The 23,703-nt window shown below is 73.1% G+C and carries 18 protein-coding genes; 13 read left to right on the top strand and 5 right to left on the bottom strand.

The window, feature by feature from the left end; all coding sequences use genetic code 11:
* Positions 1-9: 9 nt before the first annotated feature.
* The 10 genes from NXY84_RS12550 (at position 10) to NXY84_RS12505 (ending at position 12,411) form a co-directional block, all read left to right on the top strand.
* Positions 10-1,014, top strand: a complete 1,005-nt coding sequence (locus NXY84_RS12550) for an ABC transporter permease (RefSeq protein ID WP_258723424.1) — start codon at positions 10-12, stop codon at positions 1,012-1,014.
* The gene (locus NXY84_RS12545; RefSeq protein WP_258723423.1) at positions 1,011-1,946 is read left to right on the top strand and encodes an ABC transporter permease; all 936 of its coding nucleotides are present in this window, start codon (positions 1,011-1,013) and stop codon (positions 1,944-1,946) included. Before NXY84_RS12550 ends, NXY84_RS12545 begins: the two co-directional genes overlap by 4 nt.
* Before the next feature lie 5 nt (positions 1,947-1,951).
* Positions 1,952-3,697 (top strand): ABC transporter ATP-binding protein, encoded by a 1,746-nt coding sequence (locus NXY84_RS12540; RefSeq protein ID WP_258723422.1) that lies wholly within the window; start codon positions 1,952-1,954, stop codon positions 3,695-3,697.
* 130 nt (positions 3,698-3,827) lie between these two features.
* The gene (locus tag NXY84_RS12535; RefSeq protein ID WP_258723421.1) at positions 3,828-4,853 is read left to right on the top strand and encodes a 6-phosphofructokinase; all 1,026 of its coding nucleotides are present in this window, start codon (positions 3,828-3,830) and stop codon (positions 4,851-4,853) included.
* A gap of 198 nt (positions 4,854-5,051) precedes the next feature.
* Positions 5,052-6,530 (top strand): 30S ribosomal protein S1, encoded by a 1,479-nt coding sequence (gene rpsA / locus NXY84_RS12530; protein WP_258723420.1) that lies wholly within the window; start codon positions 5,052-5,054, stop codon positions 6,528-6,530.
* 97 nt (positions 6,531-6,627) lie between these two features.
* On the top strand, positions 6,628-7,257 hold the full coding sequence (coaE, locus tag NXY84_RS12525; protein WP_258723419.1) for a dephospho-CoA kinase: 630 nt from the start codon (positions 6,628-6,630) through the stop codon (positions 7,255-7,257).
* Positions 7,254-7,892: a pyroglutamyl-peptidase I gene (pcp, locus tag NXY84_RS12520; RefSeq protein WP_258723418.1), complete on the top strand. Its 639-nt coding sequence runs from the start codon at positions 7,254-7,256 to the stop codon at positions 7,890-7,892. Before coaE ends, pcp begins: the two co-directional genes overlap by 4 nt.
* A 188-nt stretch (positions 7,893-8,080) precedes the next feature.
* Entirely contained in the window at positions 8,081-10,186 is a 2,106-nt protein-coding gene (gene uvrB, locus NXY84_RS12515; protein ID WP_258723417.1) for an excinuclease ABC subunit UvrB, read from the top strand.
* 309 nt (positions 10,187-10,495) lie between these two features.
* A complete protein-coding gene (locus NXY84_RS12510) occupies positions 10,496-11,554 on the top strand; it encodes a TerC family protein (protein WP_258723416.1) in 1,059 nt (352 codons plus the stop codon).
* 122 nt (positions 11,555-11,676) lie between these two features.
* Entirely contained in the window at positions 11,677-12,411 is a 735-nt protein-coding gene (locus tag NXY84_RS12505; RefSeq protein ID WP_258723415.1) for a peptidase E, read from the top strand.
* Positions 12,412-12,521: 110 nt separating this feature from the next.
* Here the strand turns inward: NXY84_RS12505 and NXY84_RS12500 are convergent, their stop codons facing one another.
* Entirely contained in the window at positions 12,522-13,811 is a 1,290-nt protein-coding gene (locus NXY84_RS12500; RefSeq protein WP_258723414.1) for an NAD(P)/FAD-dependent oxidoreductase, read from the bottom strand.
* A gap of 124 nt (positions 13,812-13,935) precedes the next feature.
* A complete protein-coding gene (locus NXY84_RS12495; RefSeq protein ID WP_258723413.1) occupies positions 13,936-14,232 on the bottom strand; it encodes a YciI family protein in 297 nt (98 codons plus the stop codon).
* 67 nt (positions 14,233-14,299) lie between these two features.
* Here NXY84_RS12495 and NXY84_RS12490 point away from each other — a divergent pair, with 67 nt between their 5' ends.
* Entirely contained in the window at positions 14,300-15,151 is an 852-nt protein-coding gene (locus NXY84_RS12490) for an aldo/keto reductase (protein ID WP_258723412.1), read from the top strand.
* Positions 15,152-15,237: 86 nt separating this feature from the next.
* On the opposite strand, the gene NXY84_RS12485 is transcribed toward NXY84_RS12490, so the two are convergent.
* Entirely contained in the window at positions 15,238-15,945 is a 708-nt protein-coding gene (locus tag NXY84_RS12485) for an MBL fold metallo-hydrolase (protein ID WP_258723411.1), read from the bottom strand.
* The gene (locus NXY84_RS12480) at positions 15,942-17,780 is read right to left on the bottom strand and encodes a glycoside hydrolase family 15 protein (RefSeq protein WP_258723410.1); all 1,839 of its coding nucleotides are present in this window, start codon (positions 17,778-17,780) and stop codon (positions 15,942-15,944) included. Before NXY84_RS12480 ends, NXY84_RS12485 begins: the two co-directional genes overlap by 4 nt.
* Before the next feature lie 128 nt (positions 17,781-17,908).
* Between NXY84_RS12480 and uvrA the strand changes: the two genes are divergently transcribed.
* Positions 17,909-20,770, top strand: coding sequence for an excinuclease ABC subunit UvrA (uvrA, locus tag NXY84_RS12475; RefSeq protein WP_258723409.1), 2,862 nt, complete (start codon positions 17,909-17,911; stop codon positions 20,768-20,770).
* A 167-nt stretch (positions 20,771-20,937) separates the two neighbouring features.
* On the opposite strand, the gene NXY84_RS12470 is transcribed toward uvrA, so the two are convergent.
* The gene (locus NXY84_RS12470; RefSeq protein WP_258723408.1) at positions 20,938-21,474 is read right to left on the bottom strand and encodes an OsmC family protein; all 537 of its coding nucleotides are present in this window, start codon (positions 21,472-21,474) and stop codon (positions 20,938-20,940) included.
* Positions 21,475-21,590: 116 nt separating this feature from the next.
* On the opposite strand from NXY84_RS12470, the gene uvrC reads away from it, so the two are divergent.
* The gene (gene uvrC / locus NXY84_RS12465) at positions 21,591-23,696 is read left to right on the top strand and encodes an excinuclease ABC subunit UvrC (RefSeq protein ID WP_258723407.1); all 2,106 of its coding nucleotides are present in this window, start codon (positions 21,591-21,593) and stop codon (positions 23,694-23,696) included.
* Positions 23,697-23,703: the final 7 nt, after the last annotated feature.

Here is a 23,703-nt window from a genome sequence, read left to right as displayed (position 1 = left end):
GCAGGCTCGATGATCCGACTTGTCCTGCAGAGGATCGCACTCCTCGTCCCCACCCTGCTCGGACTGTCGGTCCTGCTGTTCCTGTGGGTCCGCGCTCTCCCAGGAGGCCCGGCAACGGCCCTCCTGGGGGAGCGCGCCACCCCCGAGGCCGTCGAGCGCATCAACCGCCTCTACGGCTTCGACCAACCGCTCCTGCAGCAGTACCTCAAGTACGTCGGCCAGCTCGCGACGGGCAACTTCGGCACGTCGACGCGCACCAACCGGCCCGTGCTCGAGGAGTTCCTCAACCGGTTCCCGGCGACCGTCGAGCTGACGGTCCTGGCGCTCGTCATCGCGATCGGCATCGGCATCCCGCTGGGGTACGTCGCGGCGCGGCGCCAGGGCTGGCTCACCGACCACGCGACGGTCGTGGCCTCGCTCGTCGGCGTGACGATCCCGGTGTTCTTCCTGGCGTTCCTGCTCAAGTGGCTCTTCGCCGTCCAGCTCGGCTGGTTCCCGTCCGCGGGCCGGCAGGACCCGTCGATGGTCGCCACGCACCCCACCGGCTTCTACGTGCTCGACGGGCTCCTCACGCGCGAGTGGGACGCGAGCTGGGACGCCTTCGTGCACCTCGTGCTCCCGGCGGTCGCGCTCGGGTCGATCCCGCTCGCGATCATCGCCCGCATCACGCGCGCCTCGGTGATCGAGGTGCAGAACGCCGACTACGTGCGCACCGCGCGGGCCAAGGGCCTGCGGCGCACGCGGCTGCGCAGCCGCGTGATCCTGCGCAACGCGATGCTCCCGGTGTCGACGACGATCGGCCTCCAGGTCGGCCTGCTGCTCTCCGGGGCGGTGCTCACCGAGACGGTGTTCGCCTACCCGGGCATCGGCAGCTTCCTCGCCGAGGCGATCTTCAACCTCGACTACGCGGTGCTCCAGGGCTTCGTGCTCATCATCGCGGTGGTGTACGCGCTCGCGAACCTCGCCGTGGACGTGTCCTACGGCCTGATCGACCCGAGGATGAGGACCCGATGACCGAGGCGGACCTGACCACGGCCCCGTCGGCGGGCGACCCGCGCGCCGGTGCGGACGCCGACGACGTCGGCGCGTCGCTGTGGCGCGTCGCGTTCCGGCGGCTGCGGCGCAACCCCGGGGCCATCGCCGGAGCGGCGATCGTGCTGGCGTTCGTGCTCGTCGCGGCGTTCGCGCCGCTCATCGCGAACTACGGCGCGGGGGAGCTGCCCGGCCGCGCCGAGGTGCGCCCGACGTTCATCCCCGGACCGTCCGACGAGTTCCCGCTCGGGCTCGACCGGTACGGCGCCGACCTGTTCTCGCAGCTCGTGTGGGGCGCACGCGCGTCCCTGCTGGTCGGCGTGCTCTCGACGCTCGTCGGGCTGCTCGGCGGCATGCTGCTCGGCCTCGTCGCCGGCGCGTTCGGTGGCTGGGTCGACGCGTTCACGATGCGCGCGGTCGACCTCATGCTCTCGGTGCCGAGCCTGCTGCTCGCGGTGTCGATCGCCGCGGTGATCGGGCAGACGTCGACGAGCGTCATCATCGCGATCGGCGTCGTGCAGGTGCCGATCTTCGCCCGGCTCCTGCGCGGGTCGATGCTCGCGCAGCGCGGGCAGGACTACGTGCTCGCCGCGAGCTCGCTCGGGCTGAGCCGGCGCACCGTGACCATGAACCACGTGCTGCCCAACAGCGTCTCGCCCGTGATCGTGCAGGCGACGCTCATGCTCGCGACCGCGGTCATCGAGGCGGCGGCGCTGTCGTTCCTCGGCCTCGGCGGCGGCGCGCCGACGACCGCCGAGTGGGGCCGCATGCTCACCGCCGCGCAGAACGAGCTCGAGGTCGCCCCACGGCTGGCCCTGTGGCCCGGCGCCTGCATCGCGGTGACCGCGCTCGGCTTCACGCTGTTCGGCGAGGCGCTGCGCGAGGCGCTCGACCCCCGCTCGAGGAAGAGGTGACGACCATGACCGTTCCCACCCCCGCAGGTGCGGCCGCGGCCGCGCCGCTGCTCAGCATCCAGGACCTCGAGGTCACCTTCACGACCGACTCGGGTCGCTCGGTCGCCGTCTCGGGCGTGAACTTCGACGTGCGCGCGGGCGAGACCGTCGCGATCGTCGGCGAGTCCGGCTCGGGCAAGTCGACCACCGCCGCGGCGGTGATCGGGCTGCTCGCGCAGAACGGCGCCGTGACCGGCGGCCGCATCCTGTTCGACGGGCGCGACGTCGCAGCCATGGGACCCGGCGAGATCGCCCGGCTGCGCGGCAGCGAGATCGGCATGGTGCCGCAGGACCCGATGTCGAACCTGAACCCGGTGCGCCGCGTCGGGTCGCAGATCGCGGAGGCGCTCGAGGACAACGGGGTCGCGAAGGGCCGCGCGGCCCGGGCGCGCACCGTCGAGCTGCTCGAGGAGGCCGGGCTGCCCGACGCCGCACGCCGCGCCGAGCAGTACCCGCACGAGTTCTCGGGCGGCATGCGCCAGCGCGCGCTCATCGCGATGGGCCTCGCGTGCCGTCCGCGCCTGCTCATCGCCGACGAGCCGACGTCGGCCCTCGACGTCACGGTGCAGCGCACGATCCTCGACCGCCTGACCCAGCTCACGGACCAGCTCGGCACGTCGGTGCTGCTCATCACGCACGACCTGGGGCTCGCCGCGGAGCGCGCGCACCGCATCGTCGTGATGTACCGGGGCAAGGTCGTCGAGACCGGGCCCGCGGCGGAGCTGCTGCGCGACCCGCAGCACGAGTACACGCGCCGGCTGCTCGCGGCCGCGCCGTCGCTCGCGTCGCGCCGCATCCAGCTCGCCAAGGCGGCGGGCGTCGACGACACCTCGGACCTGCTCGCGGTGTCGCGCGGCGACGAGGACGCGGGACCGGTGGCAGCCGCCGCCGCTCCGGGGAAGGCCGACCACATCATCGAGGTCGACCACGTCACCAAGGTCTACGGGCTGCGCGGGCGCCGGCTGTTCTCGCGCTCGGAGAGCTTCACGGCGGTCGACGACGTGAGCTTCGTGATCCCGCGCGGGCGCACGGTCGCCGTCGTGGGGGAGTCGGGCTCGGGCAAGTCGACCGTCGCGAAGATGATGCTCGACCTCGTGAAGCCGACGTCCGGCGTGATCCGCTTCGACGGCGAGGCCGTCGGCGGCGCCGACCGCACGGCCGAGGTCGCGTTCCGCCGCCGGGTGCAGCCGATCTTCCAGGACCCGTACTCCTCGCTCGACCCGCTGTTCACCATCGGCCGGACCATCGAGGAGCCGCTGCGCGCGCACGGCATCGGCTCGACGACCGAGCGGCGCCAGCGCGTGCGGGAGCTGCTCGACGACGTCGCGCTGCCCTCCGACGTCCTGCGGCGCTACCCGGCCGAGCTCTCGGGCGGCCAGCGCCAGCGGGTCGCGATCGCGCGGGCCCTCGCGCTCAACCCGGACCTGGTGGTGTGCGACGAGGCGGTCTCGGCGCTCGACGTCATCGTGCAGTCGCAGATCCTGCGCCTGCTCGCGGAGCTGCAGCAGCGCCTCGGGCTGAGCTACCTGTTCATCAGCCACGACCTCGCGGTCGTGCGGCAGGTCGCGGACCACGTGTGCGTCATGGAGCGCGGGCGCATCGTCGAGCAAGGATCGGCGGACGACGTGTTCGACGACCCGCAGACCGAGTACACGCGCACGCTCCTCGAGGCGATCCCGGGCCGGGACCTCGAGCTCGGCCTCGTCGGCTGACGCCCGCCCGAACCGCCGCCTCACCTGGGACGGAAGGCTCGGTCCCGGGGCGGGCGCACTGGCTACGCTGGCGGACGAGGAGCTCGAGGACGCGCCCTCGCCCCCACCCCCTGCGATCAAGGAGTTCCCAGTGCGAGTCGGACTGCTCACGGGCGGCGGCGACGTCCCCGGACTGAACGCGGCGATCCGCGCCGTCGTCAAGCAGGGCGAGGGCGAGTACGGCCACTCGATAATCGGCTTCCGCAACGGCTGGCGCGGCGTGGTCGACGGCGACGTCTTCCCCCTCGGCCGCCAGCACATCCGCAACCTGCTGACGCAGGGCGGGACACTGCTCGGCACCGCGCGCTACCACCCCCACGCCAAGGACGGCGGGATGGACGGCGTCCTCGCGACCCTCGAGGCGGAGCGGATCGAGGCGCTGATCTGCATCGGCGGCGACGGGACGCTGCACGCGGCGAGCAAGGTCGCCGAGGCCGGCGTCCGGATCGTCGCGATCCCCAAGACGATCGACAACGACGTGTGGGGGACCGACCGCTCGATCGGGTTCGACACCGCGGTCGGCATCGCGACCGAGGCACTCGACCGCGTGCACACGACCGCGGAGAGCCACAACCGCGTGATGCTCGTCGAGGTCATGGGCCGCCACGCCGGCTGGATCGCCGCGACCGCCGGGATCGCGTCGGGGGCGGAGCTCGTCCTCGCTCCCGAGGAGCCGTTCGACATCGAGAAGATCGTGAAGTTCCTCAAGCACCGCCACCGCGCACACGCGAGCTTCTCGATCATCGTGGTCGCCGAGGGCGCCGTTCCGCTCCAGGGCAGCGCGATGTCCTACGAGGCGCCGGTCGGGAAGTTCGGTGAGATCGTCGCGGGCGCGATCAGCGAGCGCATCAAGGTCGAGATCGAGGAGCGCACCGGGTTCGACACGCGCGTGACGGTGCTCGGGCACGTCCAGCGGGGTGGCATCCCGACGCACAACGACCGCATCCTCGGCAGCCGGTTCGGCACCGCGGCCATCGACGCGATCAGCCGGGGCGAGACGGGCATGATGACGGCGCTGCGAGGCGAGGACGTCGTGCTCGTGCCGCTCGCGGAGATCGCCGGCAAGGTCAAGCAGGTGCCCGCGGAGCTGTTGCAGGTGGCGCGCGCCCTGGCCTGAGATCGGCACGTCTGCCTTTGACCCGCTCCACGCGGGACCGATAAGGTAGACGGCGGTGCCGCGCGCCTTGGCGACGGTCTGCTCGTGAGGGTCCCGGAGGGATCCCGCCCGTGAACCCCTTTCGGGACGGTCGGCACCGCACACCATGCAGCATCCCTGTCCGTCCTACATCCTGTCCGCAACGGAGCCCATCCCTACATGAGCATTTCCACCCCCGCGAAGCCCGCCACGCCGCAGGTCGCGATCAACGACATCGGCTCGGCCGAGGACTTCCTCGCCGCGATCGACGCCACCATCAAGTACTTCAACGATGGCGACATCGTCGAGGGCACCATCGTCAAGGTCGACCGCGACGAGGTGCTCCTGGACATCGGCTACAAGACCGAGGGCGTCATCCCCTCCCGTGAGCTGTCCATCAAGCACGACGTGGACCCCGGTGAGGTCGTCAAGGTCGGCGACGAGGTCGAGGCCCTGGTCCTCCAGAAGGAGGACAAGGAAGGTCGGCTGATCCTGTCCAAGAAGCGTGCGCAGTACGAGCGCGCGTGGGGCACGATCGAGAAGATCAAGGAGGAGGACGGCGTCGTCACCGGCACCGTCATCGAGGTCGTCAAGGGTGGCCTCATCCTCGACATCGGCCTGCGCGGGTTCCTCCCCGCCTCGCTCGTGGAGATGCGTCGGGTCCGTGACCTCCAGCCGTACGTCGGCAAGGAGATCGAGGCCAAGATCATCGAGCTCGACAAGAACCGCAACAACGTCGTCCTCTCGCGCCGCGCCTGGCTCGAGCAGACGCAGTCCGAGGTGCGCTCGACCTTCCTGCAGACGCTGCAGAAGGGCCAGGTCCGCCCCGGTGTCGTCTCCTCGATCGTCAACTTCGGTGCGTTCGTGGACCTCGGCGGCGTCGACGGGCTCGTGCACGTCTCCGAGCTGTCGTGGAAGCACATCGACCACCCCTCCGAGGTCGTCGAGGTGGGCCAGGAGGTCACCGTCGAGGTTCTCGACGTCGACTTCGACCGCGAGCGCGTCTCCCTGTCGCTGAAGGCGACGCAGGAGGACCCGTGGCAGGCCTTCGCCCGCACGCACGCCATCGGTCAGGTCGTCCCCGGCAAGGTCACGAAGCTCGTCCCGTTCGGTGCGTTCGTGCGCGTCGAGGACGGCATCGAGGGCCTCGTGCACATCTCGGAGCTGGCCGTGCGCCACGTCGAGATCCCGGAGCAGGTCGTCCAGGTCGGCGACGACGTCTTCGTCAAGGTCATCGACATCGACCTCGAGCGTCGCCGTATCTCGCTGTCGCTCAAGCAGGCGAACGAGGGCGTCGACCCGAACAGCGACGACTTCGACCCCGCGCTGTACGGCATGGCGGCGGAGTACGACGAGCAGGGCAACTACAAGTACCCCGAGGGCTTCGACCCGACCACGAACGAGTGGCTCGAGGGCTTCGAGGCGCAGCGCGAGGTGTGGGAGGCGCAGTACGCGCAGGCCCACGAGCGCTGGGAGGCGCACCGCAAGCAGGTCGCCGAGGCCAGCAAGGCCGACGCGGAGGCAGCGAACGGCGACGGTGGCAGCACCGGCGGCGCGACGGCGTCCACCTACTCGTCGGCCCCGGTCGAGGAGATCGGCGGCACGCTCGCGTCCGACGAGGCGCTCGCCGCTCTGCGCGAGAAGCTCACGGGCAACTGATCCACCGAGCCCTTCCGGGGGCTCACCACGACGGGCCGGTCACCTTCGGGTGGCCGGCCCGTCGTGCGTCCGCCTCCGCGTCGGGCAGGATGGTCGGATGCAACGCATCGGACTGACCGGCGGGATCGCAGCAGGAAAGTCGGTGGCGGCGGGTCGCCTCGCCGAGCTCGGGGCGGTCGTCATCGACTACGACCAGCTCGCGCGCGAGGCGGTCGAGCCCGGCTCGGTGGGCCTCGAGGAGGTCGCGGACGCGTTCGGCCCCGGCGTGATCGACGCGGACGGTGCGCTCGACCGTGCTGCGCTTGCCGGGCTCGTGTTCACGGACCCCGCCGCGCTCGAGCGGCTCAACGCGATCATCCACCCCGTCGTGCGCCGGCTCGCCGCCGAGCGCGAGGCGGCGGCCGCGACCGCGGACGCCGGCGCGGTCGTGGTGCACGACATCCCGCTGCTCGTCGAGACCGGACGCGGCGACGAGTTCCACGTGCTCGTCGTGGTGCACGCGCCGGTGGAGCAGCGCCTCGAGCGGCTCGTCGAGGGCCGGGGGCTGGACCGCGACGAGGCCGAGCGCCGCATCGCCGCGCAGACGACCGACGAGACACGCGCCGCCGCCGCCGACGTCGTCCTGGACGGCACCGGGACGGACGCAGACCTGCGCGCCCAGGTCGACGCGCTCTGGGGCCGGCTCGCCGCCGAGCGGGCCGAGGAGCTCGCCGCGGAGGTGCGGTGACCACGGTCCTCCTCACGGCGTTCGAGCCGTTCGACGGGCAGGCCGTCAACGCGTCGCTGGAAGCCGGGCGGCGGGTCGAGGCGGCGTGGGACGGCCCGGCGACGCTCGCGGTCCGGGTGCTGCCGGTGTCGTTCCGACGGGCGCGCCAGGAGCTGCGCACAGCGGTCGCGGAGCTCGCCCCGGACGTCGTGGTGTGCACCGGGGAGGCCGGCGGGCGGGCGGCCGTGGGGATGGAGCGCGTCGCGGTCAACGTGATCGACGCGCGGATCCCCGACGCCGACGGCTCGGCACCCGTCGACGCGCCCGTGATCGCCGGGGCGCCTGCCGCGTTCTTCTCGACGCTGCCCGTCAAGGCGTGCTGGGCGGCCGCACGCGAGGCCGGCGCGCCCGCCGAGGTGTCGGGGACGGCGGGGACGTACGTGTGCAACGCGACGTTCTACGCGCTGCAGCACCTGCTGCACGGTCGGGACGGCGTGCGCAGCGGGTTCGTGCACGTGCCGCGGCTGCCGGAGCAGGTCGGCGCGGGGGAGCCCGCCCTCGGGGTCGACGTGGCCACGCGCGGGCTGCTCGCGGTGCTGCGGGCCGCGCTCGTGACGACGACCGACGTGCGGGTGACGGCAGGGTCGCTCGGCTGACGCGTGCGGCGGGGCCGGGCCGGCGCGCGGACGGTGGCCGACGGCGGGGACGCTGCACGGCGCGACCGGACCACCGGGCCGGAGGTGCGCCGGCCGCCGACGGGTGGTGCCCGCCGTCGCGTCGCGCCCTCGGCGAACGAGCGGCCCCGGCGAGGGTGCGTGTGGGTGGCGGCACGTAGCGTAGAGACATGCGCCCCGTGACCGATCTGCAGCGGACCGTCGCCCCGTTCCAGGTGGTGTCGGAGTACACGCCGTCGGGCGACCAGCCCACCGCCATCGCCGACCTCGCCAAGCGGGTGCGCGCGGGGGAGAAGGACGTGACGCTGCTGGGCGCCACGGGGACCGGCAAGTCCGCGACGACCGCGTGGCTCATCGAGGAGCTCCAGCGCCCCACGCTCGTCATGGCGCCCAACAAGACGCTCGCGGCGCAGCTCGCGACCGAGTTCCGCGAGCTGCTGCCCAACAACGCGGTCGAGTACTTCGTCTCGTACTACGACTACTACCAGCCCGAGGCGTACATCGCGCAGACGGACACGTACATCGAGAAGGACTCGTCGATCAACGACGAGGTCGAGCGGCTGCGGCACTCGGCCACGAGCTCGCTGCTCACGCGGCGCGACGTCGTCGTGGTCGCCTCGGTGTCGTGCATCTACGGCCTGGGCACGCCGCAGGAGTACGTCGACCGGATGGTCCAGCTCTCCGTGGGCGACCAGGTGGACCGCGACCAGATGCTGCGCCGGTTCGTCGGGATGCAGTACACGCGCAACGACATGGCGTTCACGCGCGGCACGTTCCGCGTCCGCGGGGACACGGTCGAGATCATCCCGGTGTACGAGGAGCTCGCGATCCGCATCGAGTTCTTCGGCGACGAGATCGAGGCGATCCAGACGCTGCACCCGCTCACGGGTGACGTCGTCCGCGAGGAGCAGCAGGTGCACCTCTTCCCCGCGACGCACTACGTCGCGGGACCCGAGCGCATGGAGCGCGCGATCGCCGGCATCGAGGCCGAGCTCGAGTGGCGGCTCGCGGACCTCGAGCGGCAGAACAAGCTCCTCGAGGCGCAGCGGCTGCGCATGCGCACGACCTACGACATCGAGATGATGCGGCAGATCGGCTCGTGCTCGGGCATCGAGAACTACTCCCGGCACATCGACGGCCGCGAGGCCGGCACCGCGCCGCACACGCTCATCGACTACTTCCCCGAGGACTTCCTGCTCGTCATCGACGAGTCCCACGTGACCGTCCCGCAGATCGGTGCGATGTACGAGGGCGACATGTCGCGCAAGCGGAACCTCGTCGACCACGGGTTCCGCCTGCCGTCCGCGATGGACAACCGGCCGCTGCGCTGGGAGGAGTTCGTCGACCGCATCGGGCAGACGGTCTACCTGTCCGCGACGCCGGGGAACTACGAGCTGTCGATGTCCGACGGCGTCGTCGAGCAGATCATCCGCCCGACGGGGCTCGTCGACCCGGAGATCGTCGTCAAGCCGACCCAGGGCCAGATCGACGACCTGCTCCACGAGATCCGCGAGCGCGCCGACCGCAACGAGCGCGTGCTCGTCACGACCCTGACCAAGAAGATGTCGGAGGACCTGACCGACTACCTCCTGGAGAAGGGCGTCCGGGTGCGCTACCTGCACTCGGAGGTCGACACGCTGCGCCGCGTCGAGCTGCTCCGCGAGCTGCGCATGGGCGAGTTCGACGTGCTCGTCGGCATCAACCTGCTGCGCGAGGGCCTCGACCTGCCCGAGGTGTCGCTCGTCGCGATCCTCGACGCCGACAAGGAGGGCTTCCTGCGGTCGGGGACCTCGTTGATCCAGACGATCGGCCGTGCGGCCCGTAACGTCTCCGGCCAGGTGCACATGTACGCCGACCGGATCACCGACGGCATGGCGCTCGCGATCGACGAGACGACGCGCCGCCGTGCCAAGCAGGTCGCCTACAACCTCGAGCACGGCATCGACCCGACCCCGCTGCGCAAGAAGATCGGCGACATCACCGACCTGCTCGCGCGCGAGGACGCGGACACCGCCGAGCTCCTCGGCGGCGCGGGCCGGCAGTCGAGCCGCGGCAAGGCCCCCGTCCCGGGGCTCGGCTCCAAGGCCGGGACCCGCACCGAGCGCACGAAGCTCACGGGCGCCGCGGCGAGCGAGCTCGCGGACCTGATCCAGGAGCTGACGGACCAGATGCACGCCGCGGCGGGGGAGCTGCAGTTCGAGCTCGCCGGACGGCTGCGCGACGAGATCTCGGGGCTGAAGCGCGAGCTCCGGCAGATGCAGGCCGCGACCGCCTGACCCCGGGCGGTGCGCGACACCAGCGGGTTCCGGGCGCCGTCGTCGCCGTGCACCCGACCTCTGTCGCGAGGGTTCCGGAGGGGTGACGACGGAGCGGGCGCACCGCGCCTGTGACGTAGGCCCCTTGTCCTGGGCGCGCGCCGCCCGCGGTTCATGACCTATGCTCGGTCGCGTTGGAGGGGAGTATCCCGCCACGACGCGCTCGTCATCACGGTCGACTCCGTAGTCGGCCCGGTCGCGTCGGTCCGGACGCCGAGCGTCAGGGCAGGGAGAGACCTCCGGTACTCGCTGTGTACCGGAGGTGTACCTGTGTCTGTTCCCCTGTGGGTCTGGGGCGCGACGACCGCCCTCGTCGTCGGCATGATCCTCTTCGACTTCTTCGCCCACGTGCGCAAGCCGCACGAGCCGACCTTCCGCGAGTCCGCGACGTGGTCGATCTTCTACGTCGCGATCGCCATCGTGTTCGGGGTCGGCGTCGGCGTGGTGTCCGGCTGGACGTTCGGCGGCGAGTACTTCGCCGGGTACGTGACCGAGAAGAGCCTGTCGGTCGACAACCTCTTCGTCTTCCTCATCATCATGACCAAGTTCGCGGTGCCGCGGGCGTACCAGCAGAAGGTCCTGCTCGTGGGCGTCGTGATCGCGCTCGTGCTCCGGACGGTGTTCATCCTGCTCGGCGCCGCGGCGATCGAGGAGTGGTCGTGGGTCTTCTACGTCTTCGGCGGCTTCCTGATCTACACGGCGATCAAGCTCGCCCGTGAGAAGCACGACGGCGACGTCGAGCACGAGGCCGCCGACGAGAAGGACGGCCTCGCGGTCCGCATGCTCAAGCGCGTCCTGCCGACGACGGAGAAGTACCACGGCGACCGCCTGACGGTCGTGGTGGACGGGAAGCGGCTCGTCACGCCGATGCTCCTCGTGATGGCGGCGATCGGCAGCACCGACATCCTCTTCGCGCTCGACTCGATCCCCGCGATCTACGGCCTCACGCAGGAGCCGTACCTGGTCTTCACGACGAACGCGTTCGCCCTCCTCGGCCTGCGCCAGCTCTACTTCCTGCTCGGCGGCTTGCTCGAGCGCCTCGTGTACCTGTCGCAGGGGCTCTCGGTCATCCTCGGCTTCATCGGCGTGAAGCTCGTGCTCCACGCGATGCACACGAACGAGCTCGGGTTCGTCAACGGCGGCGAGCCGTTCCACTGGGCGCCGGAGATCCCGACGTGGCTCTCGCTCTCGGTCATCCTCGCGACGCTCGCGGTCGCGACCATCGCGAGCCTCCTCAAGACCCGCAACGACGCACGCAGCGAGGGCGGCCGTCCCGCTGCGGAGAGCGGCGACGAGGACCCGGCCGAGGTCACCAGCTCCGCGAGCTGAGACCGTCGCCCGCACGCAGCGGGCACCACGCAGCGCCCGGCCCGGCCCGCACCCGCGGGAGGGGCCGGGCGTCGCGTCGTCCGCCGCGCACGCGCCGCTCGTCGCTTGGGTAGCGTTCCGCCATGACTGCCGACGCCCCCACCATCGTCGCGACCTCGGGCGGCTACGTCGCGGGTCGGCGCACCCGGCTCGAGCTCGGGCCGCTCGTCCACCACGCGATCGACCTCGCAGGGCCGGCGGGACGGCCGCGGGTGTGCCACCTCGGCACCGCGGGAGGTGACCAGGCGTGGGGGCGGGCGGACCTGCAGGACGCGGCGCACGTCGCCGGCGTCGAGCTCACGCACCTGACGCTGTTCTCGATGCCGAACGTCGAGGACGTCGAGGGCCACCTCCTCAGTCAGGACGTCGTCTGGGTCGGCGGCGGCTCGGTCGCGAACCTGCTCGCGGTCTGGCGGGTCCACGGGCTCGACGAGATCCTGCGTCGCGTCTGGGCGGCGGGCGTGGTGCTGGCCGGGGTGAGCGCCGGGTCCATCTGCTGGTACGTCGGCGGCACCACCGACTCGTTCGGTCCGGAGCTGCGGCCCGTGACGAACGGCCTGGCGCTGCTGCCGTACGGCAACGGTGTGCACTACGACTCCGAGGCACGTCGCCGCCCGCTCGTGCACGCGCTCGTCGCGGACGGGACGCTGCCGACGACGCACTGCACCGACGACGGCGTCGGGCTCGTGTACCGCGGCACGGAGCTCGTCGAGGCGGTCTCCGAGCGGCCGGGTCAGGGCGCGTACGTCGTGCGGCGGGACGGCGGACGGGCTGTCGAGGAGCGGCTCGAGCCGCGGCGTCTGCCCGCCGTCCGCTGACTGACGCCATCACGCGCCCGGTGCGGCGTCGCCCTCGGCGGGGGACAGCGTCCGCGTCGCGCCCGGCGCCGACCGCCTGCCGTCGACCGCCTGCCGTTGACCCGCCGTGGTCAGCCCGTCGTGCGGCCGTCGAGCCAGGCGAGGGCCCCGTGCGCGGCGGCGACCCCGGTGCTGAACGACGCCTGGAGCAGGTAGCCGCCCGTGGGCGCCTCCCAGTCGAGCATCTCGCCCGCGACGAACGTGCCCGGCATCCGGTGCAGCATGAACGACCCGTCGACCTCGGCCCACGCGATGCCGCCGGCGGTCGAGATCGCGCGGTCGAGCGGCATCGTCCCCGTCACCTCGACCGGCACCGCCTTGACCAGCGTGGCGGCCGCGTCCGCGTCGGTCGGCAGCGGACCGCGGCCCGCCTCGCGGACGAGCGAGATCGCCGCGGGGTCGAGGCCGATCGCGCGGCGCAGCCAGGTGGTCCCGGAGTCCTTGGGGCGCCGCCGTTCCCGCAGCCGGTCGGCGAGCTGGCGCAGCGTGTGGTCGGGGCGCAGGTCGACGTCCAGCACCGCGCGCCCGTCGGCGTCGAGCGCCGCCCGGATCGCGGCCCCGAGCGCGTAGACGGGCCCGCCCTCGAGGCCGCTCCGGGTCACCATCGCGTCACCGCGCACGGTCCGTGCCGGGCCGGCCGCCGGCGTCCCTCCGGGCACGGTCCGTGCCGGGCCGGCCCCCGGTGTCCCACCGCGCACCGTCAGCGCCACGTGCTTGAGGGGGGTCCCCGCGAACCGGTCCGCGAACGTGGCGGTCCAGCCGACCTGCACCCCGACGTTGGCGGGCCGCAGCGGTGCGACCTCGACCCCCCGCTCGACGAACGGGCCGAGCCACCCGCCGTCCGAGCCGAGGCGCGGCCACGACGCCCCGCCGAGCGCGAAGAGGGTGACGTCGCTCGTGACCTCGGTCTGCGACCCGTCCGCCCGCGCGAGGCGCAGGGTGCCGGGCGGCTCGGCCCAGCCGGTCCACCGGTGCCGCCGCTCGATCCGGACCCCGAGGTCGGCGAGGCGCACCAGCCACGCCCGGACGAGCGGCGTGGCGCGGAACGACCGCGGGAACACGCGCCCGCTCGACCCGACGAACGTCGGCTCACCCAGGCCCGCGCACCAGTCGCGCAGGTCCTGCGGGCCGAATGCCCGGAGCGCCGGCGCGAGCCGCTCGGAGGCGCTGCCGTACCGCGCGAGGAAGGGCTCGGGGCCCTCGGAGTGCGTGATGTTGAGCCCGCCGTGCCCGGCGAGCAGGAGCTTGCGCGCGGGCGAGGGCATGCGGTCGTAGACGGTGACCGACACGCCCGCCCTGCCCAGCACCTCCGCGGCGACGAGTCCCGCGGGACCGCCGCCGACCACCGCGGCGGTCCTCACGGGCGGGGCCGGACGGGGCTGCGGAGGGATCGCACGCGCCGACGGTAGCCGACGGCGGGCGCCGGGCGGTCCCGCGCCGCGTGCACGCGCACCGTCGGGTCCGTCGACCGGTGGACGACGACCGTCAGAGGGGTGCGGGCTCCGGCCAGCCGCCGATCACGACGTTCCAGCCGCGCACGGTCGTCGACGCGACGAGGCCCTCGCGCGCGAACGGGTCCGCGGCGAGCAGGGCGTCGAGCGTCGCCTCGTCGTCGGTGCGGAAGACGAGGAGCGCCCCCGGCGCGCCGTCGGCCCACGGCCCGGAGGCGAGCAGCGTGCCCTGCTCCGCGAGCCCGCGCAGGTAGGTGCGGTGCTCGGGGCGCACGGCGTCCTGCCGGTCACGGCGCTCGTCATAGGTGTACTGCACGGCGAAGATCGACATGCGGACATCCTGCCGCACGGCGCCGGCCGCCTTCGCGGGCCGCCGGGGCCGGTGAGAGAGTGCGGGGATGACCACGAGCGCTCCCACGCAGCCCCCGGTCCCGGACGTCGCGCTGCTCGACGGGACCGCGGTCCCGCAGCTCGGGCTCGGGGTGTACAAGGTCGACGACGAGGGCGCGCGCGACGCCGTGGCGACCGCGCTCGCCGCCGGGTACCGCCTCGTGGACACCGCGAGGCTCTACGGCAACGAGGTCGGCGTCGGGCGCGCGCTGCGGGAGTCGGGCATCCCGCGCGAGGAGCTCCACGTGACCACCAAGGTGTGGAACGACGACCAGGGGCGCGAGCGCACGCTGCGCGCGTTCGACGCCTCCGTCGCGCGGCTCGACGTCGGCCCCCCGGACCTGTACCTGATCCACTGGCCGTGCGCGGGCCGGGGCCTGTACGTCGAGACGTGGCAGACGCTCGTCGGGCTCCGGGAGGACGGTCGCGTGCGCTCGATCGGGGTCTCGAACTTCCAGCCCGCGCACCTGACCCGCATCATCGAGGACTCGGGTGTCGTGCCCGTGCTCAACCAGGTCGAGCTGCACCCGTACCTGCAGCAGCGTGCCCTGCGCGAGCACCACGCGCGGCTGGGCGTCGCGACGCAGGCGTGGGCGCCGCTCGGGGCCGGGAACGGCGTGCTCGAGGACCCGGTGATCGTGTCCGTCGCCCGGCGCCACCGCGTGACGCCCGCGCAGGTGGTGCTCCGCTGGCACCTCGACCTCGGCACGCTCGCGATCCCGAAGTCGGTGACGCCCGGGCGGATCCGGGAGAACGTCGACGTCTTCGGCTTCGAGCTCACCGACGAGGATTACCGGCTCGTCGCCGGGCTCGACCGAGGCGAGCGCGTCGGCCCGGACCCGGACGTCCTCGGCGCCTGAGCGCGGGCTCCGCCTCGCACGTCCGCCCGGCACGTCCGCCCGGCACCGCACCACGCGCGGCGACCCCCGCGGGGACGGCTGCCCCGTCACCAGCCGCGGGCGCGCCACTCGTCGAGGTGCGGTCGCTCGGCGCCCAGCGTGGTGTCGGCGCCGTGCCCCGGGTACACCCACGTGTCGTCGCCGAACCGGTCGAAGACGCGGTCGACGACGTCACCCAGCAGCGCCGTGAAGCGCGCGGCGTCCCCTCCCGTCGCGCCCACGCCGCCGGGGAAGAGCGAGTCGCCGGTGAGCAGGTGCACCCGGCCGGGGACGGCGCCCTCGGCGTGCACGTGCTCCGGCTCGCGGTAGGCGAGCGCGACGGAGCCGGGGGTGTGCCCGCGCAGCGCGACGACCTCGAGGACGAGGTGGCCGACCGTGAGCGTGTCGCCGTGCCGGAGCCGGCACTGCACGGCGACCCCCGTCGCGGCCGTGATCGCGTCGGCGTCGGCGTCCCCGGCGGCCACCGGTGCGCCCGTGAGCGCGACGACCGACGCGAGCGCACGGTGGTGGTCCGCGTGCTGGTGCGTGGTCACGACGAGGTCGAGCCGCGACGCCGCGGAGACGTCGTGCAGCAGCTCGGCAAGCCGCGCGGGCTCGTCGGCGGCGTCGACGAGGAGCTGCGCACCGCTGCGGCGGCACGTGAGCAGGTAGGCGTTGTTGGCCATCGGCCCGACGGCGAGCTTGCGGAGCACGACCTCGTCGAGCTCCCGCACGTCGGCGGGGCCGCCGGGACGCACGTCGCCGGTGTAGGTCACGACGCACCGTCGAGGGTGGTGCCGACCGGCTGCAGCTCCGCGCCGGAGAGCGCTCGGTCGTGGCTGCGGACGGCGCGCACGAGGGCCAGGTGCGAGAGCGCCTGCGGGTAGTTGCCGGCCATGCGCCCGTCGACCGGGTCGTACTCCTCCGCGAGCAGGCCGAGCTCGCCGCCGAGCGCCGTGAGGGTGTCGAGCGCGGCGCTCGCCCCGGCGACGTCGCCCTGCCGGGCGAGCGCGTCGGCCAGCCAGAACGAGCACGCCAGGAACGGGTGCTCGCTGCCGGCCAGGCCGTCGTCGGTGCGCTCGGCGCGGTAGCGGAGCAGGAACCCGGGCGCGACCTCGAGCTCGCGCCGGATCGCGGCCACGGTCGAGACCATGCGCGGGTCGTCCGGGGGCAGGAACCCGACCTGGAGCATCTGGAGCAGCGCCGCGTCGGTGTGGGTCGCGCCGTAGTGCTGCACGAACGTCCCGAGCTCCTCGTCCCAGCCGTGCTCGAGCACGTCCGCGTGCACGGCGTCCCGCTCGCGGCGCCACTCGTCGACGGGACCCGGCAGGCCGTGGTCCTCGACGGCCCGCACGGCACGGTCGAGCGCGGCCCACGACATGACCTTCGAGTGCGTGAAGTGGCGCGGCTCGCCGCGGACCTCCCAGATGCCGCGGTCCGGCTCGCGCCAGCTCGTGATGAGGTCCCGGACGAGGTGCCGCTGCATCGCCCACGAGTCGTCCGACTCGGCGAGCCCGCCCGCGCGCGCCTCGTGCAGCGCGCACATCACCTCGCCCAGCACGTCGTTCTGGGTCTGCCCGACGGCCGCGTTGCCGATCCGGACCGGGCGTGAGCCCGCGTAGCCGGGCAGGTGGTCGAGCGTGCGCTCCGGCAGGTCGCGCCCGCCGTCGACGCCGTACATGATCTGCAGGTCCGCGGGGTCGCCGGCGACGGCCCGCAGGAGCCAGCCGCGCCACGCGGTCGCCTCGTCGCGGTAGCCGTGCTCGAGCAGCGCCTCGAGCGTCATCGCGGCGTCCCGCAGCCAGCAGAACCGGTAGTCCCAGTTCCGCTCGCCGCCGAAGTCCTCGGGCAGCGATGTGGTCGGCGCCGCGACGATGCCGCCGGTCTCGGCGTGCGTCAGCAGGCGCAGCACGAGCAGCGAGCGGACCACCTGCGGGCGGTAGGAGCCGGTGTAGTCGCAGCGCCGCGCCCACTCGCCCCACGCGCCGAGCGTCGCGTCGACCCGGTCGGGGATCGTCAGGCGCCGGGGCACCTCGTCCCACGAGCGCGTCCAGGTGACGGCGAGCTCGACGCTCTCGCCGGCGGCGAGCTCGAACTCGTCGCGGTGCACCCGACCGTGCGGCACCGGCAGGCGGTCCCCGCGCAGGAGGAGCGAGTCGGGTCCGGCGACGGCCTGGATGCCCTCGACGCCGTTGACGTCGTGGACGTGGTGCACCCACGGCACGATCGCGCCGTAGCCGAACCGCACGACCCACTCGTGCTCGACCGCCACCGTGCCTGCGGTGCACTCGACGCGCCGGACGAGGTCGGCCCGGCCGTCACCGACGGGCATGGCGTCCGTCACGACCGCGGTGCCCGTGGGGGAGGTGTACGTCGTCCGCAGGACGAAGGAGTCCTCGACGTAGGTGCGGGACACCTCGGTCGCGTCGGGCACGGTGAGCAGCCACCGCCCGTGCTCGCGCGTGCCGAGCAGCGCGGCGAACGACGCGGGCGAGTCGAACCGGGGCAGGCAGAGCCAGTCGACGGAGCCGCGGCGGGACACGAGCGCGGCGGTGTGCCCGTCGCCGAGGACCGCGTAGTCACCGATCGGCGGGGGAGTGTGGGGGCGCATCCGTCCATCATCGGCGAGGTGCGCGCCGGGCACCCGCCGGGCACCTGCGGGCGCCGGCGGCGTGGCGCTGGTCACGTTCCGTTCGAACACCTGTGCGGCATGTCGGAGGGTCGACGTAGCATGTCGGGGTGAATGATCGTCTGGTGGTCCAGGGGGCCCGCGAGCACAACCTCCGCAACGTCGACCTCGACCTCCCGCGGGACAGCCTCATCGTCTTCACCGGGCTCTCCGGCTCGGGCAAGTCGTCGCTCGCGTTCGACACGATCTTCGCCGAGGGTCAGCGACGCTACGTCGAGTCCCTCTCGGCGTACGCGCGGCAGTTCCTCGGGCAGATGGACAAGCCCGACGTCGACTTCATCGAGGGCCTCTCGCCCGCGGTCTCGATCGACCAGAAGTCGACCAACCGCAACCCTCGGTCGACCGTCGGCACGATCACCGAGGTCTACGACTACCTGCGCCTGCTGTTCGCCCGCGCCGGGACCCAGCACTGCCCGGTGTGCGGCGAGCGGGTCACCGCGCAGACGCCCCAGCAGATCGTCGACCGCCTGCTCGAGCTCCCCGAGGGGACGCGCTACCAGGTCCTCGCGCCGGTCGTGCGCGGGCGCAAGGGCGAGTACGCGGACCTGTTCAAGGAGCTCCAGGCCAAGGGCTTCGCGCGTGCCCGCGTCGACGGCGAGGTCGTCCAGCTCACGAGCCCCCCGACGCTCGAGAAGAAGCTCAAGCACGACATCGAGGTGGTCGTCGACCGCCTCGTGGCGCGTGAGGGCGTGCAGCGCCGGCTCACCGACTCGGTCGAGACCGCCCTCGGCCTGGCGGGCGGCCTGCTCGTCGCCGAGATGGTCGACGCCGGCGCGGACGACCCGGAGCGCGAGCGCCGGTTCTCCGAGCACCGGGCGTGCCCGAACGACCACCAGCTCACGCTCGAGGAGATCGAGCCGCGCACGTTCTCGTTCAACGCCCCCTACGGCGCGTGCCCCGAGTGCACGGGCATCGGCTCGCGGCTCGAGGTCGACCCCGACCTCGTCATCCCCGACGAGGACCTGTCGCTCGCCGACGGCGCGGTCGCGCCCTGGTCCCAGGTCTCGAGCGAGTACTTCACGCGCGTCCTGACCGCGCTCGCGAGCGACCTCGGCTTCTCGATGGACGCCCCGTGGCGGGCGCTGCCGGAGCGCGCGAAGAAGGCCGTGCTGTACGGCGAGAACCACGAGGTGCACGTCAAGTACCGCAACCGCTGGGGCCGTGAGCGGCAGTACTCGACCGGGTTCGAGGGCGTCGTGACGTTCCTCGAGCGGCGCTACGCCGAGACCGAGTCGGAGTGGAGCAAGGAGAAGTACGAGGCCTACATGCGCGAGGTCCCGTGCCCCGTGTGCGACGGTGCGCGGCTCAAGCCGGAGGTGCTCGCGGTCCGGGTCGGCGGCCACTCGATCGCCGAGGTCTGCGCGCTGCCGATCCGCGAGGCGCGCGACTTCCTCGACGCGCTCCAGCTCAGCGAGCGCGAGGCGGCGATCGCGACGCAGGTGCTCAAGGAGATCCAGGCCCGGCTCGGCTTCCTGCTCGACGTCGGCCTCGACTACCTCTCGCTCATGCGCCCCGCGGCGACGCTCTCGGGCGGTGAGGCCCAGCGCATCCGCCTCGCGACGCAGATCGGCTCGGGTCTCGTGGGCGTGCTGTACGTCCTGGACGAGCCGAGCATCGGGCTGCACCAGCGCGACAACCGCCGCCTCATCGACACGCTCACGCGCCTGCGCGACCTCGGCAACACGCTGATCGTCGTCGAGCACGACGAGGACACCATCCGCACGGCCGACTGGATCGTCGACATCGGCCCGGGCGCGGGCGAGCACGGCGGCCGCGTCGTGCACTCGGGCGACCTCGAGGGGCTCCTGGCGTCGCCCGAGTCGGTCACGGGCGCCTACCTGTCCGGCCGTCGCTCGATCCCGATGCCGGCCACGCGCCGCAAGGTCGACCCCAAGCGCAAGGTCACGGTCGTGGGGGCGCGCGAGCACAACCTGACCGGCATCGACGTCTCGTTCCCGCTCGGGACCCTCACGGCCGTCACCGGCGTCTCGGGCTCGGGCAAGTCGACGCTCGTCAACTCGATCCTCTACACTGTCATGGCGAACGAGCTCAACGGCGCACGCCAGGTCGCCGGCCGGCACAAGCGGGTGACCGGGCTCGAGCATCTCGACAAGGTCGTGCACGTCGACCAGGGGCCGATCGGGCGCACCCCGCGGTCCAACCCCGCGACGTACACCGGCGTGTGGGACCACGTCCGCAAGCTGTTCGCCGAGACGACCGAGGCCAAGGTCCGCGGGTACACCCCGGGGCGGTTCTCGTTCAACGTCAAGGGCGGGCGCTGCGAGGCGTGCTCGGGCGACGGCACGCTGAAGATCGAGATGAACTTCCTGCCCGACGTCTACGTGCCGTGCGAGGTCTGCCACGGCGCGCGGTACAACCGCGAGACGCTCGAGGTGCACTTCAAGGGCAAGACCGTCGCCGACGTCCTCGCGATGCCGATCGAGGAGGCCGCGGAGTTCTTCGCCGCCGTCCCGTCGATCTCCCGGCACCTGCGCACGCTCGTGGACGTCGGCCTCGGCTACGTGCGCCTCGGCCAGCCGGCCCCGACGCTGTCGGGCGGCGAGGCGCAGCGCGTCAAGCTCGCGACCGAGCTGCAGCGGCGCTCGACGGGCCGCACGGTCTACGTGCTCGACGAGCCGACGACGGGTCTGCACTTCGAGGACATCCGCAAGCTGCTCGCGATGCTGCAGTCGCTCGTCGACAAGGGCAACAGCGTCATCGTGATCGAGCACAACCTCGACGTCATCAAGAACGCCGACTGGGTCATCGACATGGGACCCGAGGGCGGCAGCGGTGGCGGCAAGGTCGTCGCCGAGGGGACCCCCGAGCGCGTCGCGCAGGTCGCGGCGAGCCACACCGGCCGGTTCCTCGCCGAGGTGCTCGAGCCGGAGGCGCGGCTCGCGTCCGCCTGACGTCCGCCGGGTGGGCGCAGGCACGTCTGCCCGGCGGCGCGGCAGGCTCCGCTCGGCCGAGCGGCACTGGGCTCTTCACGGCACGACGGCGACCGACCTGGCGTGCGGCGCGGGACTCCTCGGCCGCACCACGAGCGACCTCCCGGGTCGCGTGGGACCCGTCGACCTCAGCCGAGGACGCCGCGCGGCACGGGCGCGCCGCCCACGTCGACCGCCGCGCCGGGCGGGCCGACGTGCACCGGGGTCGGCGCGTGCCGCACGGGGAAGTTCACCGAGCGCGCGATGAAGCAGTGCTCGTGCGCGCGGGCGTGCAGGTCGGCGAGGTCGGACCCGGGTTCCGCGGTCCCCGCCGCCACGGTCACGCGCGGACGCAGGACGACCTCCGTGAACTGCCCGTGCCCGGCCGCCTCGACGCGCATCGTCCCGCTCGCGCTGTCCCGGTACCCGGTGACGACGACCCCGGCCGTCGCGGCGAGGTGCAGGAACCAGAGCATGTGGCACTGCGCGACCGCCGCGACGAGCAGCTCCTCGGGGCTGTAGCGGTCGGGGTCGCCGCGGAACGCCGGGTCCGAGGACCCGGGGAGCGGGGGCTTGTCCCCGATCAGCACCTCGTGCTCGCGGCCGTACGCGGTGTAGCTCGTCGTCCCGCTCGTGCCGGCGCCCGTCCAGACGACCTCGGCGGCGAACGTGTGAAGGGGTCCCATCGGCCCACGCTAGCGCGACGGCGGACGTGCCCGGGCGGGCACGCGCGCGCGACGGGGTGTCCGCCGCCCGCGAACGCGTGACGTCCGCTGTGGGCGCCCCGACTTAGGCTCGTGGCATGGCCGATCCCGCGACCTACCGTCCTGCCCCGGGCGAGATCCCCGACTCCCCGGGCGTCTACCGCTTCCGTGACGAGCACGGCCGGGTCATCTACGTCGGCAAGGCGAAGAGCCTGCGCTCGCGCCTCAACAGCTACTTCCAGGACGTCGCGGGCCTGCACCAGCGCACGCAGCAGATGGTCACCACGGCGGCCTCCGTGCAGTGGACGGTCGTCGGCACCGAGGTCGAGGCGCTCGCGCTCGAGTACTCCTGGATCAAGGAGTTCGACCCGCGGTTCAACGTCAAGTACCGCGACGACAAGAGCTACCCGTACCTCGCGGTCACGCTGGCGGACAAGTTCCCGCGCGTGCAGGTCATGCGCGGGGCCAAGCGGGCGGGGACCCGGTACTTCGGGCCGTACGCGCACGCGTGGGCGATCCGCGAGACCGTCGACCTGCTGCTGCGGGTGTTCCCCGTGCGGACGTGCTCGGCCGGGGTCTTCAAGCGCGCGAACCAGCAGGGCCGCCCGTGCCTGCTCGGGTACATCGACAAGTGCTCGGCGCCGTGCGTCGGGCGGATCTCGCCCGAGGACCACGCGGACCTCGCGCGCGACTTCTGCGACTTCATGGCGGGTGACACCGCCAAGTTCACGCGCCGGCTGACGACGCGCATGCGCGAGGCGGCGGCGGAGCTCGACTACGAGCAGGCGGCCCGGCTCCGGGACGACATCGCGGCGCTCGAGCGGGCGACCGAGCGCAACGCCGTGGTGCTCGCCGACGGCACGGACGCGGACATCTTCGCCCTCGTCGGCGACGAGCTCGAGGCCGCCGTGCAGGTGTTCCACGTGCGCGACGGGCGCATCCGCGGCCAGCGCGGCTGGGTCGTCGAGAAGGTCGAGGACGTCACCGACGCCGAGCTCGTCGAGCACCTGCTCCAGCAGGTCTACGGCGACGAGGTGCTCGCCGGCCCCGGACCGGGCGCCGCCGAGGTGCGCGAGTCGCGCGCCGTGCCCCGGGAGGTGCTCGTCCCCGTGCTGCCTCCGGACGTCCCCGGTGTGCAGGCGTGGCTCACGGGGCTGCGGGGGAGCCGGGTCGAGGTCCGCGTGCCGCAGCGCGGCGACAAGCGGGAGCTCGCGGAGACGGTGCGACGCAACGCCGAGCACGCGCTCGCGCTGCACCGCACCCGCCGCGCGGGTGACCTCACGACGCGCAGCCAGGCGCTCCGCGAGATCCAGGAGGCGCTCGACCTGCCGACCGCGCCGCTGCGCATCGAGTGCTACGACGTCTCGCACAACCAGGGGACGTACCAGGTCGCGTCGATGGTGGTCTTCGAGGACGGCATGGCGCGCAAGAGCGAGTACCGCCAGTTCTCGATCCGGGGCCCGGAGGGCGAGGGCGCGCGCGACGACACGGCCGCGATGCACGAGGTGATCACCCGGCGGTTCCGGCGCTACCTCGCCGAGCGTGCCGAGTCGGGCGACATGGACCTGGGCCAGGGCATGCCCGACGAGGACGACGACGAGGCGCTGCGCCGCTCCGGACCGGTCGACGCCACGACCGGCCGCCCGCAGCGGTTCGCGTACCCGCCGAACCTCGTGGTCGTCGACGGCGGCCCGCCGCAGGTCGCCGCCGCCGCGGCCGCGCTCGCGGAGCTCGGCATCGACGACGTCGCGCTGTGCGGGCTCGCGAAGCGGCTCGAGGAGGTCTGGGTGCCGGGCGACGACTACCCGGTGATCCTGCAGCGCAGCTCGGAGGGCCTCTACCTGCTCCAGCGCCTGCGCGACGAGGCGCACCGGTTCGCGATCACGGCGCACCGCAAGCGGCGCAGCAAGGGCATGACCGTCTCGGCGCTCGACTCGGTGCCGGGTCTCGGGCCCGCGCGCTCGGCCGCGCTGCTCAAGCAGTTCGGCTCCCTCAAGCGGCTCAAGGCGGCCTCGGTCGAGGAGATCATGTCGGTGCCGGGGATGGGGGAGCGCACGGCCGCGGCGGTGGTCGCGGCCCTCGGCGGCGGTGGGGCCGGCGACGCGGTGGCTGCCGCGGAGGCCGGCGCGGCGCCGTCGGGTGGCGTTGCGGCGGACGACGCGCACGGCGTGGTCGCGTCCGCGTCCCCGACGGGCCGCGGGTGAGGCTGGC

Origin of the sequence: Cellulomonas sp. NS3, assembly GCF_024757985.1 — a bacterium.
GTDB lineage: Bacteria > Actinomycetota > Actinomycetes > Actinomycetales > Cellulomonadaceae > Cellulomonas_A.
This window is presented reverse-complemented; position numbering and strand designations above follow the sequence as displayed.